This window comes from Streptomyces sp. NPDC002868, assembly GCF_055563295.1.
Genome location: NZ_JBVHDR010000003.1, coordinates 173,123 through 186,253, shown reverse-complemented (window position 1 = coordinate 186,253; position 13,131 = coordinate 173,123). Strand labels below are relative to the sequence as shown.

The window sequence follows — 13,131 nt, the reverse complement described above, 5'->3', positions numbered from 1 at the left end:
AGCGATGACGGCCGAGCTGGTCCGGGGGCAGAACCACCCCTTGCCCCACACCCGCCTGGAGATTCGGGTGTCGGCAGGCCATCCGGTCGTGGCCTGCGCCACCTGCTCCGACCCGCAGGGGGTCGTGCGGGGCGAGTGGATCGCCCACCCCGGCGCACCCATGCTGCCCGGCGTCGAGGTGTCCCGGCGGGCCACCGAAGCGCCCCGGTTCACCGTCGACCTGGACGCGGTGCCCGAGGCGGTGCATCAGGTCAATGTGCTGCTCGCCCTCCCCGAAGGCACCGGCGGCCCGGCCCACTTCGGCGCCTCCGCGGCCCCCTTTGTCGCCGTCATCGGCCAGGAGGACGCCGAGCTGGCGAGCTTCACCATCACCGGCCTTGACGCCGAGACCGCGCTCGTCGCGGTCGAGCTGTACCGCCGCCAGGGTGCCTGGAAGGTGCGCGCGGTGGGTCAGGGGTACGCGGGCGGGCTCGCGGAGCTGCTGGCCGACCAGGGGTTGCACACGGCCCGCGAGACCGCCGCCGGCATCCAGGAGACGACGGCCATGCGCACACCCCGGGCGGAGCCGGCACAGCTGCGTACGAGCGGCGCCGACGGCGCGTACACCAGGCCGGCCATGCCGCGGTCGAACCAGACGCCCGGACCGAACCAGACGCCCGGACCGAATCAGCCGCCTGGACCGAATCAGCCGCCCGGGCCGGACGCGACGCTTGCGCCGGGGCCGGACGCGACCCTTCCGGACGGCCTTTCGGCTGCCGGCACCCAGCCTGGCGCCGCGGGCTCCCAGCAGACGCCCACGCCCGACGCCCCGCAGCCGGCGGGCGGGCCGATCAACTACGCGCACCCGCGGCGCCAGTCCGTCGCGCCCCCGCCGCCGCCCCCGGCCGCCCATCCCGCCCAGCCCGGGCAGCCGGCCCCGCCCGTCGCGGGCGACGCCACCGGCTGGTCCATGGAGGAGCGGCTCTACAACCAGATCTGGGGCATGTTCGAGGACCTGGCCCGCAGCGTCGCCGCGTACCGCAGCGCCGTCGACTTCGCCGAGACCCGGCTGGACCAGGAGCTCGACCAGGTGCTCTCCGACCCCCGCAGCCGCATCGGCGGCGCCGGGGACGCCGCCCGCGAGGCGGCCCGCGCCAAGTGCGAGCAACTGACCGACCGGGCCCGCGAGGTCCTCGACCGAGACCTGGCCCAGCTCACCACCGAGTCCGAGGTCGTCGAGCCCGCGCTGCCGCCCGCCTTCGCCCGCTGGGACAATCCGGCCTGGCATGCCTACCGCGTCCCGATGGAGATCCCGATGGCGCTGCGCCTGGGCGATCTCCAGCTGCCCGAGAGTCCCGAGCTGCGCATTCCGTTCCTGGTGCGGCTGCCGCTGGAGCGGGGGCTCTGGGTGGACAGCGGACGTTCCGGTTCCGAGACGGCGATGGTGCTGGACGAGGCACAGCTGCGCAAGCTCGCCCTGGACTGCGCGGTCGCGCTCGCGGCCAGGCTGCTCGCGGTCTATCCACCGGGCGAATTCACGGTCCATGTCATCGACCCGGCGGGCACCGCGGCCCCCTCGCTCGCCCCGCTGGTCGGCTCCGGGGTCCTCGCCGGTCCGCCGGCGGCGGGCGCGCAGGGCGTGAGCGACACGCTCGCCAAGCTCACCCAGCGGGTGGACCTGGTGACGATGGCGGTCCGCGGCGGCGCGGCCGACTCGCTCCCGCCCGACCTGGACACCGCGGAGCAGCTGCTGATAGTCAACGACTTCCCGCACGGCTTCGACGACCGCGCGGTTACCCAATTGCGCTACCTCGCCGACGAGGGCCCGGCGGTCGGCGTCCATCTGCTGATGGTGGCGGACCGCGAGGACGCGAGCGCGTACGGACCGGTACTCGACCCGCTCTGGCGCTCGCTGCTGCGCATCACCCCGGTCCCGGACGACCATCTGGCCGACCCGTGGGTCCGGCACGCCTGGACGTACGAACCGCTCACGGTGCCGCAGGGCAGCGCCGTGCTGCGCCAGGTGCTGGAACAGGTGGCCGCAGCCCGTCGCTCCTGGCGTCGCTGACCTGCACACTTGAAGTCCGCTTTACCAAGCTCTTTACCTTCCCTTGGGGATTCCTGTACGCTCCTTTGAGCGGAGGGGAGTACTCCCGGCTGCGGCGTTCCCGTCAATACGGACCGATACCGGTCCCGGGGCGCCGGCCCGTGGCGGCAGAGCCGCTCGGCGGGTGGAGGAGACCTCCGGCAGCGACGACGCTGATCAGTAGCCGTACGACGCCGGAGGCGCAGTGGACGTTTCATGGACCCTGTGGGTGCTGACCATTCTTGGTCTGTGTGCCCTGATCGCAGTCGACTTCTTCATCGGGCGCAAACCCCATGACGTGTCGATCAAGGAAGCCGGAATCTGGACCGTCGTCTGGATCGTCCTGGCCGCTCTCTTCGGCCTCGGCCTGCTGATATTCGGCGAGAGCCAGGCATCGGGAGAGTTCTTCGCGGGCTTCATCACCGAGAAGTCGCTGAGCGTCGACAATCTCTTCGTCTTCGTCCTGATCATGGCGAAGTTCGCGGTGCCGTCCCACCTCCAGCAGCGGGTGCTGCTCGTCGGTGTGCTGATCGCTCTCGTCCTGCGCGCCATCTTCATCGCCGCCGGCGCTGCGATCATCGCCAGCTTCTCGTGGGTCTTCTACATCTTCGGCGCGTTCCTGATCTACACCGCCTGGAAGCTCATCCAGGAGGCGCGCTCCGACGAGGAGGAAGAGGAGTTCGAGGAGAACCGCCTCCTCAAGTCCATCGAGAACCGCTTCGGCGTCGCCGACAAGTACCACGGCACCAAGCTCTTCATACGCAACAACGGCAAGCGCGTCCTGACCCCGCTGATGGTGGTCATGCTCGCCATCGGCACCACCGATGTGCTCTTCGCGCTGGACTCCATCCCCGCGATCTTCGGCCTGACCCAGGACCCGTACATCGTCTTCACCGCGAACGCCTTCGCGCTGATGGGCCTGCGTCAGCTGTACTTCCTCATCGGCGGACTGCTGAGGAAGCTGGTCCACCTCAGCTACGGCCTGTCGGTGATCCTCGGCTTCATCGGCGTCAAACTGGTGCTGCACGCGCTGCACGAGAGCGGGGTGCATGTCCCCGAGATCTCGATTCCGTTCTCGCTGGCGGTCATCTGCGGCGTGCTGATCGTCACCACGATCACCAGCCTGATCGCCTCGAAGAGGAAGGCGGAACGAGAAGCATCCGAGGCGGCAGAGAAGGCTGGGAACGCAGAGAACGCCGGGAACGCCGGGAACGCGGAGAAGGACAGCGTCGAGGCCTGACGTCAGTCGCCGGGGCGGTTTGGGCGGATGGCTGGGCTCCGTCATGATCGGGAGCGCAGCCGGGCAGTGTCAGCGAGGACATCGAATGGTGCCGGGCCCGAATCGGCAAGGACGTGACACCCATGCGCGTACAGGAAGAGGGGCGGCCGCCCGCCCCCGCTCTGCGGCTCGACCGGGCCGCAGAGCCGCCGCAGGGTGCCGTTCTGCTGCTGCACGGCGGTACTGCCGATGCCCTGGAGCCGCCGACGCAGTGGAACCTGCCCGGCGTCCGGATGCGTCCCTTCGCACGGGCGATCGCGCGCGCCACGGTCGACCACGATGTGGTGCTCGGCAGAGTCAGCTACCGCCACCGCGGCTGGAACGGCGTGCGCGCCGACGCGGCGCGTGACGCGCTGCGCGCCCTGGACGAACTGGCCTTTCTCACCGGGCCGGTTCCGGTCGTCCTGGTCGGCCACTCGATGGGCGGCCGGGCCGCCCTGCGGGCCGCGAGCCACCCCCTCGTGGAGGCCGTCGTCGGCCTCGCCCCGTGGTGCCCGGCCGGAGAGCCGGTGGCACATCTGGAGGGCAAGCGCGTCGTCCTGGTGCACGGCGACCGCGACCGGGTGACCGACCCGCGCGGCTCCTGGGAGCTCGCGGCCGCGGCACGCGCGGCCGGCGCCGAGTCCTGCGCGCTGCGGATGCCCGGCGGCGACCACGCCATGCTCCGCCGCGCCGGCGTCTGGCACGCGCTCACCGCCCGCCTGGTCACCGGACTCCTGCGGCTGGGACCGCTGCCGTCGGCGGTGGCGGACGGGTTCGACGACTTCGACAGGTTCGGCGACGTCGGGCCGAGCGACGTCCCGTCGGCGGACGGCAGTTGAGACGGCGGCGTACAAGAGCGCGAAACGAGCGCGCGGAATGAGAGCGCGCTACCAGCCGCGCTTGCGCCACTCCGGCAGATGCGGCCGCTCGTCGCCCAGCGTCGTGTCCTTGCCGTGCCCCGGATAGACCCAGGTCTCGTCCGGAAGCACGGCGAAGAGTTTCGTCTCGACGTCGTTGATCAGGCTCGCGAAGGCCTCGGGGTCCTTGCGCGTGTTGCCCACCCCGCCGGGGAAGAGGCAGTCGCCCGTGAAAACGTGCGCGTGGCCGTGCGGGTCGTCGTAGACCAGGGCGATCGAGCCGGGAGTGTGCCCCACGAGATGACGGGCGGTCAGCTCGACGCGGCCCACCCGGATCGTGTCCCCGTCCTCGACGAGCACGTCGGTCGGGACGGGGATGCCCTCGGCGTCGTACCGGCCGGCGTAGGTGCGGGCACCGGTCGCGCGGACGACTTCGGCCAGCGCCTGCCAGTGGTCGCCGTGGCGGTGGGTGGTGACGACGGACGCGATGGAGTCGTCGCCGATCAGCGTCAGCAGCGTCTCGGGTTCATTGGCCGCGTCGATCAGCAACTGCTCGTCGGTGGCCCGGCAGCGCAGCAGATAGGCGTTGTTGTCCATCGGGCCGACCGCGACCTTGGAGATCATCAGGTCTGGGAGTTCATGCACATCCGCAGCGCCGCCGACCTTCACCACTCCGCTGTACGTCATGAGGTCAGCCTATAGCGGGGGCAGCGCCGGAAGCAGGCCTCCCGCGGTGTCCAGATCCGCCCCGTCGCGGCGGCCGGCGAGCCACCCGAGAAGGGTGGGGGCGGGGCCGGTGACCGTCACCGGGGCGCCCTCCGTGCCGCCCGTGTGCCACTCGCCGGAGCCCTTGCCGGCCGCGACGATTCGGGTCGGCGGGACGTCCGCGCGCCCGGAGAAGCGATGGGCGAGAAAGGCGATCTCCCGGCCGGTGAACTCCTCGGGCAGGTCCTCCAGCTCGTAGCCGATGTCCAGGTCGACGTGGTGCAGCTCGACCTCGACGAGCCGGCGGAAGGGGACGCGGGCCGCGGCGTCCGTGATGCCGTTGCGCAGCTCGACCGTGCGCTTCCAGTCGGCGGGGACCGCGCACGCGGACTGGAAGCGGGCAGCGCTCTCGCGTACGTCGGCGAGCTGGGCGGCGAGCGGGCGGTGCGCGTCCCGTTCGATGTCCGTCTCGCGTGCCTCGGCGCTCACATACATCGGGCGGCCCTCGAGAACATTTACGAGCGCGTCAGCGTTACGGGAGAGGTGGGCCAGCACATGGCCGCGGCTCCAGCCCGGGAGCCGGGACGGTGCGGCGGCCCTGGACTCGTCAAGACCGGCGGCTGCGGTGAGGAGCCGGTCGGTGGCTTCACGTACAGAGGCCAGGTCACGCAAGGGATCGATCATGGGGCCGACGATAGCCCTGGGACTCGATCGGGTGAAGGTGGCAGCGCGTGGCCGTAATTCGAATGCGCGTGCTATAGGCTCAGTGGAGCATCCTGGTTGCAGCAGGCATTTCACAGCTTGGAATCCAAACGATCCGGCGGCCCCCATAGTCTGGGACGGGGGCTGTGCCCCCGCTTCTCTCAAGAAAGGTGCGGACCGGCGTGGCCGACCGTCTCATCGTTCGTGGCGCTCGCGAGCACAACCTCAAGAACGTCTCGCTCGACCTCCCGCGTGACTCCCTCATCGTGTTCACCGGGCTCTCGGGGTCGGGCAAGTCGTCCCTCGCGTTCGACACGATCTTCGCCGAGGGGCAGCGCCGGTACGTCGAATCGCTCTCCTCGTACGCCCGGCAGTTCCTCGGCCAGATGGACAAGCCGGACGTCGACTTCATCGAGGGCCTCTCCCCGGCCGTCTCCATCGACCAGAAGTCGACGTCGCGCAACCCGCGCTCGACGGTCGGCACCATCACCGAGGTCTACGACTACCTCCGGCTGCTCTTCGCCCGTATCGGCAAGCCGCACTGCCCCGAGTGCGGCCGGCCCATCTCGCGCCAGTCGCCGCAGGCCATCGTCGACAGGGTGCTGGAGCTGCCCGAGGGCAGCCGCTTCCAGGTCCTCTCGCCCCTCGTGCGCGAGCGCAAGGGCGAGTTCGTCGACCTCTTCGCCGACCTCCAGACCAAGGGATACAGCAGGGCGCGGGTCGACGGACAGACGATCCAGCTGGCCGAGCCGCCCACGCTGAAGAAGCAGGAGAAGCACACCATCGAGGTGGTCGTCGACCGCCTCACCGTCAAGGACAGCGCCAAGCGTCGGCTGACCGACTCGGTGGAGACCGCGCTCGGGCTCTCCGGCGGCATGGTCATCCTCGACTTCGTCGACCTCGCCGAGGACGACCCCGAGCGCGAGCGGATGTTCTCGGAGCATCTCTACTGCCCGTACGACGACCTGTCCTTCGAGGAGCTGGAGCCCCGCTCCTTCTCCTTCAATTCACCCTTCGGCGCCTGCCCCGACTGCACCGGCATCGGCACGCGCATGGAGGTGGACCCCGAGCTGATCGTCCCGGACGAGGAGAGGTCCCTCGACGACGGCGCGATCCACCCCTGGTCGCACGGCCACACCAAGGAGTACTTCGGGCGGCTGATCGGCGGTCTTGCCCAGGCCATCGGCTTCTCCACCGACATGCCCTGGGCCGGGCTGCCGCAGCGAGCCAAGAAGGCCCTGCTGTACGGACACAAGACCCAGGTCGAGGTCCGCTACCGCAACAGATACGGACGGGAGCGGGCGTACATCTCGCCCGTCTTCGAGGGGGCAGTCCAGTTCGTCAAGCGGCGGCACAGCGAGGCCGAGAGCGACTCCAGCAGGGAGCGCTTCGAGGGCTATATGCGCCAGGTGCCGTGCCCGACGTGCAGGGGCACCCGGCTGAAGCCGATCGTCCTCGCGGTCACGGTGATGGAGAAGTCCATCGCCGACGTCGCCGCGATGTCGATCAGCGAGTGCGCGGACTTCCTCGGCGAGCTGAGGCTGAACGCCCGCGACAAGAAGATCGCAGAGCGGGTGCTCAAGGAGGTCAACGAACGGCTGAAGTTCCTGGTCGACGTCGGCCTCGACTACCTCTCGCTGAACCGCGCGGCCGGCACGCTCTCCGGCGGCGAGGCCCAGCGCATCCGGCTCGCCACGCAGATCGGCTCCGGCCTGGTCGGAGTGTTGTACGTACTGGACGAGCCGTCCATCGGCCTGCACCAGCGCGACAACCACCGGCTCATCGAGACCCTTGTCCGGCTGCGCGACATGGGTAACACGCTCATCGTCGTCGAGCACGACGAGGACACCATCAAGGTGGCCGACTGGGTCGTCGACATCGGCCCGGGTGCCGGCGAGCACGGCGGCAAGGTCGTGCACAGCGGCTCGCTGAAGGATCTCCTCGCCAACAAGGACTCGGTGACCGGGCAGTACCTCGCCGGGAAGCGGTCCATTCCGACGCCCGACATCCGCCGGCCCATGGACCCGACCCGTCAGCTCACGGTCCACGGCGCCCGTGAGAACAACCTGCGCGACATCGACGTCTCGTTCCCGCTCGGCGTGCTCACCGCGGTCACCGGTGTCTCGGGCTCCGGCAAGTCGACCCTGGTCAACGACATCCTCTACACCCACCTGGCCCGCGAGCTGAACGGCGCCAAGTCGGTGCCGGGCCGCCACACCCGGGTCGACGGCGACGACCTCGTCGACAAGGTGGTGCACGTCGACCAGTCGCCCATCGGCCGTACGCCGCGCTCCAACCCTGCGACGTACACCGGCGTCTTCGACCATGTCCGCAGGCTCTTCGCGGAGACGATGGAGGCCAAGGTCCGGGGCTACCTCCCCGGCCGGTTCTCCTTCAACGTCAAGGGCGGCCGCTGCGAGAACTGCTCGGGCGACGGCACCATCAAGATCGAGATGAACTTCCTGCCGGATGTGTACGTCCCGTGCGAGGTCTGCCACGGAGCGCGCTACAACCGGGAGACCCTGGAGGTCCACTACAAGGGCAAGTCCATCGCCGAGGTGCTGGACATGCCGATCGAGGAGGCGCTGGACTTCTTCGAGGCCGTCCCGACGATCGCCCGTCATCTGAAGACCCTCCACGAGGTGGGCCTCGGCTATGTGCGGCTCGGCCAGTCCGCGCCGACGCTCTCGGGCGGCGAGGCCCAGCGTGTGAAGCTGGCCTCGGAGCTCCAGAAGCGTTCCACCGGCCGCACGGTCTACGTCCTGGACGAGCCGACGACCGGTCTGCACTTCGAGGACATCAGCAAGCTGATCAATGTGCTCTCCGGCCTGGTCGACAAGGGCAACACGGTCATCGTGATCGAGCACAACCTGGACGTCATCAAGACCGCGGACTGGGTCGTCGACATGGGCCCGGAGGGTGGCAACGGCGGAGGCCTGGTCATCGCCGAGGGCAGCCCGGAGCAAGTCGCGGGAGTGCCGACCAGCCACACCGGCAAGTTCCTGCGGGACATCCTGGACGCCGAGCGGATCAGTGACGCGGTGGTGCCGGCGGCGCGCAAGGCGCCGAAGAAGGCGGCGGCCAAGAAGACCACCGCGGCGAAGAACGCGGTCGCCGCGAAGGCGGCACCGGTGAAGAAGACGGCCACGGCCAGGACCGCCCGGGCCCGCAAGGCCTGAGCCCGGGCCGGAGCTCCGCCCCGGACCCTCCCCCATAGCCCTTCGGGCATGGGAGGTGCCCCCACCCCCTACGCCCTTGCGGGCGTGGGGGACCCCCACCTCAATCCCCGGAGGGGCTGAATCTTTCAGCCCGTCCGGGGGAGATTGAGGACTGGGGGTCTGGGGCGAAGCCCCCAGTTTCGGGATGGGGGTACCTCCCAGGCGAAGCTCTGGGGGAGGGCGGGTAGGGGCTAGGACAGCTCCCACGCGTACGGCGGCTCCGCGCCCGTGCGGGAGCAGGTCACCGCGGCCGCCCGGGACGCGAAGTGCAGCACCTCGTGCCACCCCTCCGCGCCCAGACCGGCCAGGGCGTTCGCCGACAGGGCGTCCCGGGCCGCGAGGCCGTGCAGCAGGGCCGCGTTCACCGTGTCGCCCGCGCCGATCGTGTCCGCGACAGTCACGGCCGTGGCCGGGACCGAGACCTCAAGCCCGCCCCGCGTCCGTACCGACAGCCCCGCCGCACCCCGCGTCAGCACCACCGCCGCGGGCCCCTCCGGTACGCCGCCGAGCCACCGGGCGTCGTCCTCCGACAGCTTCAGCAGCGACACATACGGCAGCCAGCCGGCGAAGCGCGCCCGGTAGGCGTCCGCGTCCGGGATCAGACCGGCCCTGATGTTCGGGTCGAGCAGCGTGAAGACCCCGCGCCCCGCCTCCCGTCGCAGCAGCGCTTCGTACGCACTCGCGCCCGGCTCCAGCACCAGCGAGCAGGTCCCGAGGGCCAGTGCCCGTACGGAATCCGGCAGTTGGGGCGGCAGCTCGAAGAGCCGGTCCGCGCTGCCCTGCACATAGAAGCGGTACCCGGCGGAGCCGTCCGCGCCTATGCTCGCGACCGCCAGCGTCGTCGGCTCGGGCCCGCGCTGGACGAGGGACGTCCCGACCCCCGCCGTATACAGCCCGGCCAGCAGCGCCTCGCCGAAGCCGTCCGTCGAAACCCGGGAGCAGAAGCCGACCGTCGCGCCGAGCCGCCCGAGCGCGACCGCCGTGTTGTACGGACCACCGCCGAGCCGCGGCAGCAGCATGGGCAGCGGGTCGCCGACCCCCTGCGGGACCAGGTCGATCAAGGACTCTCCGGCGACGACGATCACGGCGAGAACGTAACCCATCGCTTGCGGGGGCGACCAGGGAGCCCGCCAGGAGGGCCGCCGATCTCCGCCGGTATCGTCGGGTCTGTCACCGACGCCCTGATCAGTGGAGTTTCCATGTCCGGCCAGCCAGCCGCCCGCCGTACCGTGCTGAAAGGCGCCGCCCTCGCCGGGGCAGCCGGGCTGGGGGTCGCGGCCTGCTCCACCGAATCGAAGCTCGGCCACGCCGAGAACCCCACCCCCACCGCGCCCGTCGATCTCGGCGCTGCCGACGCCGTCCCGGTCGGCGGCGCCAAGCTCTACCGCGAGCAGCGCCTGGTCGTGAGCTGCCCGGCCAAGGGCCAGTACAAGGCATTCAGCGCGCAGTGCACGCACGCGGGCTGCGTCCTCGACAAGGTCGAGGGCAACGAAGGCAACTGCCCCTGCCACGGCAGCCGCTTCGACGTCATGACCGGCAAGGCGCTCCAGGGCCCGGCGACCGTGCCGCTCCCCGAGGTCCCGATCAAGGCCGAGGGCGGCAAGCTCGTCGCAGGTCCCGAGGCGTAAAGCACGCCAGCGAGCGTCAGTCCCAGTCCCAGTCGATCCCCAGGATCCCCGGCCGTACGCCCTGCTCCACCAGATGGACCGTGCGGTGCCGGCCGCTCAGCGTCAGATCCGTCCTGGCGCCGCGCGGTGCTCCCGTCGTGGCCTGCGCGAACCGCCGGCACCGCACCGGCAGCGCACCCTCGTCGAAGCGCACCTGCAGGACGTACTGCCCGCCCGCGAAGCTGAAGCCGCGGACGTACTCCTCGCTCGGCCCGCCGGTCCCGTCCTCGAAGCCGTAGCCGAAGAGGTACGTCTCACCCGCGCGCAGCCGGGCGTCGAAGAGCAGCTCCGCGATCAGCACCCCGGTCTCCCGGTGCCACCGCACCCGCCCCGTGCGGCAGTTCTCCAGCGCGCTGACCTCCACCCGCGCGGGATCGCAGCCCGGATCACCGTGGTGGATGGCCAGATAGCGGTCGATGCCGTCACGGTGGGCGCGTACGACATGCGCCGAATCGCGCCCCAGCAGCTCGCGCCCCGCCCCGATCCGTACCCGCTCGTGGTGGCCCACCGTGTGCAGCCCGCCGTCAGCAGGCGACTCCAGGCCGGCAAGCAGCTGCTCCACCGCGCCGGAGGCCTCCACCAGTGAGCGGTAGGAGCGCGTGGCGGGGCGCTCGAAATCGGTTCGCGCGCCGCCTTCGCCGATGCCGAGCAGCCGGATCAGCGAGTTCCCGGGCAGTTCGAGTACGTCCTCCAGAGCACGCACGGCGCGCAGCGACTCGGGGCGCTGCGGGCGGCGCGCGCCCTGCTGCCAGTAGCTGAGGCTGGTCACGCCCACCTTTATCCCGCGGTGCGCGAGATGGTGCTGGACGCGCTGGAGCGGCAGCCCGCGTACCGCGAGGGCGGCCCGCAGCGCCAGATGGAACGGGCCGGTGTGCAGCACCTGTGCCAGATCGGCCTCGGTGTGCCCCATGGTTCCTCCAGCGACTTGCGGGAATTGAGTGAACGTTCACGACAGGGGCGAGCCGCTGTGGGTGGGCGGCGACCGGCGTCCAGGTGGAGCGGGACGGAGGTGTTCACATCCCGGCCGTAGCGTTCACAGCGCCGTGTCACCCCGCATTGAAGCGTGTTGACCCGCCTCCGACAAGGACTGATGCTCATCCGCAGCGTCCGGACGCGATCCTCCATCCCCACCCCCACTGGGAGGAACGCGATGCGCACAGAGAGCAAGCCAAAGAGCACAGCAGTCAGACGGCTGTCCGCCGCAGCCGTCGTTCTCGCCGCACTGTTCACTCTGCCCCTGTCGACGGCGACCGCCGCGCCGACCGACGACCAGTCCGACTCGTCCACCCTCGCCTGGAGGCGCCTGAACATAGCCATGCAGGCTCAGCAGAAGACCAACTGGTGCTGGGCAGCGGGCGGCAACACCATCGCCGCGTACTTCGGCAGGAACTACTCGCAGAACCAGTTCTGCAACGCCGCCTTCAACCGCCAGCAGGGCAGCGAGTGCCCCAACTCGCAGGCCACGCTGGGCAATGTGCAGAACGGTCTGCGCTGGGCGGGCATCAACTCCGGCTCGTACGTCACCGGCTGGCTGGGCTACCCGACCGTGCAGACGGAGATCGACGCGGACCGCCCCATCGAGACCCGTATCCAGTGGTCGAGCGGCGGCGGCCATATGCATGTGATCTACGGCTACGACACCGCGAACAGCTGGGTCTACTGGGGCGATCCATGGCCCTCCAGCGACCGCTACAACTGGGCCTCCCACGCCTGGTACGTCAACAACAGCTCCTTCTCCTGGACCCACTCGCTCTACCGGATCGGGGCGTGAGCGCGATGAAGAGGACCTCACGAGCGACCGCGCGAGCTGCCGTCACCGCCGCCTGCGCGGCCTGCCTCTCCCTCGGCACCATCGGCACGGCCACTGCCACAGGCACTTCCGTCGGCGCAGGCACGGCCACCGGCGCCGCCACCTCCACCGGCCCCTCGGCGGCGGACCGGGCCGCGGCCCACAGCGCCGCCACGGCCCCCGCAACCCTGGAGACCCTGTCCCGTTTCTTCGCCCGCGACGGTGCCGTCAGCAAGGCGGCAGCGGCTCCCCGCGTCGAAGGCGCGACCGTCCCCGTCCACACGCTCGCGCCGGAGTTCGTGGCCGGAAAGGCGGGCGCTCCCGTGGCGAAGGTGGAGTTCCTCGCCAGCCAGGCGGTCTCGTCGGACGGACAGCAGGCCTCGCTGTGGACGGCCCGACAGGGCAGTCGGTGGCAGGTGGTGAACATCGCCACCGGCGACGACGAGTTCCGCTACGCGCGGCTGGGCGACCAAAAGCTCCCCGGCGGCACCGTCTTCCACGAGCCGCAGATCGACGCCTGGTACGTCAACAAGGGCACGAAGATCCTCCCGCTGGACGAGGACGCGATACGGGCGGTGGGCCGCCGCGGCACGACGCTCGCCGCCTACCAGGCCCGGGTCCGGGCCGCGTACGCCGACAAGCTCCCGGGGTCGGGGTACGCGAGGAAGGGCGGCGCGGGCGGCTACGCCGTGCATGAGGAGAACGACCGGAACGGCGCCGTCACTTTCGCCTCGGCGGCCGTCGGAGCCGGCGCCCTCGCAGCCCTCGCCCTGTGCGGGCTGACGGCCGTCCGTCTGCGCCGCCGCGCCTGATCGGCCGGGGCTCCGCCCCGGACCGGGTACGACATTCGGTCGTGCCCTCAAACGC

General features: G+C 70.7%; 11 protein-coding genes. 7 read left to right on the top strand and 4 right to left on the bottom strand.

The window, feature by feature from the left end; all coding sequences use genetic code 11:
- Window positions 1–4: 4 nt before the first annotated feature.
- From ACZ3H8_RS11635 to ACZ3H8_RS11625, 3 genes are all read left to right on the top strand, one after another.
- Window positions 5–2,047: a TerD family protein gene (locus ACZ3H8_RS11635; protein ID WP_467400348.1), complete on the top strand. Its 2,043-nt coding sequence runs from the start codon at window positions 5–7 to the stop codon at window positions 2,045–2,047.
- A gap of 223 nt (window positions 2,048–2,270) precedes the next feature.
- Window positions 2,271–3,305 (top strand): TerC/Alx family metal homeostasis membrane protein, encoded by a 1,035-nt coding sequence (locus tag ACZ3H8_RS11630; protein ID WP_467400345.1) that lies wholly within the window; start codon window positions 2,271–2,273, stop codon window positions 3,303–3,305.
- 122 nt (window positions 3,306–3,427) lie between these two features.
- Window positions 3,428–4,165 carry an alpha/beta hydrolase gene (locus ACZ3H8_RS11625; RefSeq protein ID WP_467400343.1) on the top strand — a complete coding sequence of 246 codons (738 nt, stop codon included), beginning with the start codon at window positions 3,428–3,430 and terminating at the stop codon, window positions 4,163–4,165.
- 48 nt (window positions 4,166–4,213) lie between these two features.
- Here the strand turns inward: ACZ3H8_RS11625 and ACZ3H8_RS11620 are convergent, their stop codons facing one another.
- Together ACZ3H8_RS11620 and ACZ3H8_RS11615 are read right to left on the bottom strand one after the other, a co-directional pair.
- Window positions 4,214–4,870: an MBL fold metallo-hydrolase gene (locus ACZ3H8_RS11620; RefSeq protein WP_467400340.1), complete on the bottom strand. Its 657-nt coding sequence runs from the start codon at window positions 4,868–4,870 to the stop codon at window positions 4,214–4,216.
- A gap of 9 nt (window positions 4,871–4,879) precedes the next feature.
- Complete coding sequence (locus ACZ3H8_RS11615; RefSeq protein ID WP_467400338.1) at window positions 4,880–5,572, bottom strand: maleylpyruvate isomerase family mycothiol-dependent enzyme; 693 nt, start codon at window positions 5,570–5,572, stop codon at window positions 4,880–4,882.
- A gap of 200 nt (window positions 5,573–5,772) precedes the next feature.
- Between ACZ3H8_RS11615 and uvrA the strand changes: the two genes are divergently transcribed.
- On the top strand, window positions 5,773–8,769 hold the full coding sequence (gene uvrA / locus ACZ3H8_RS11610; protein WP_467400335.1) for an excinuclease ABC subunit UvrA: 2,997 nt from the start codon (window positions 5,773–5,775) through the stop codon (window positions 8,767–8,769).
- 230 nt (window positions 8,770–8,999) lie between these two features.
- On the opposite strand, the gene ACZ3H8_RS11605 is transcribed toward uvrA, so the two are convergent.
- Complete coding sequence (locus ACZ3H8_RS11605; protein WP_467400334.1) at window positions 9,000–9,893, bottom strand: carbohydrate kinase family protein; 894 nt, start codon at window positions 9,891–9,893, stop codon at window positions 9,000–9,002.
- Window positions 9,894–10,007: 114 nt separating this feature from the next.
- Here ACZ3H8_RS11605 and ACZ3H8_RS11600 point away from each other — a divergent pair, with 114 nt between their 5' ends.
- A complete protein-coding gene (locus ACZ3H8_RS11600; protein ID WP_467400331.1) occupies window positions 10,008–10,436 on the top strand; it encodes a Rieske (2Fe-2S) protein in 429 nt (142 codons plus the stop codon).
- A 16-nt stretch (window positions 10,437–10,452) separates the two neighbouring features.
- Here the strand turns inward: ACZ3H8_RS11600 and ACZ3H8_RS11595 are convergent, their stop codons facing one another.
- A complete protein-coding gene (locus ACZ3H8_RS11595) occupies window positions 10,453–11,385 on the bottom strand; it encodes a hypothetical protein (protein ID WP_467400329.1) in 933 nt (310 codons plus the stop codon).
- 240 nt (window positions 11,386–11,625) lie between these two features.
- Here ACZ3H8_RS11595 and ACZ3H8_RS11590 point away from each other — a divergent pair, with 240 nt between their 5' ends.
- Together ACZ3H8_RS11590 and ACZ3H8_RS11585 are read left to right on the top strand one after the other, a co-directional pair.
- The gene (locus tag ACZ3H8_RS11590) at window positions 11,626–12,246 is read left to right on the top strand and encodes a papain-like cysteine protease family protein (RefSeq protein ID WP_467400327.1); all 621 of its coding nucleotides are present in this window, start codon (window positions 11,626–11,628) and stop codon (window positions 12,244–12,246) included.
- A 5-nt stretch (window positions 12,247–12,251) separates the two neighbouring features.
- Window positions 12,252–13,076: a hypothetical protein gene (locus ACZ3H8_RS11585; protein ID WP_467401270.1), complete on the top strand. Its 825-nt coding sequence runs from the start codon at window positions 12,252–12,254 to the stop codon at window positions 13,074–13,076.
- The last annotated feature ends 55 nt before the right edge of the window (window positions 13,077–13,131 follow it).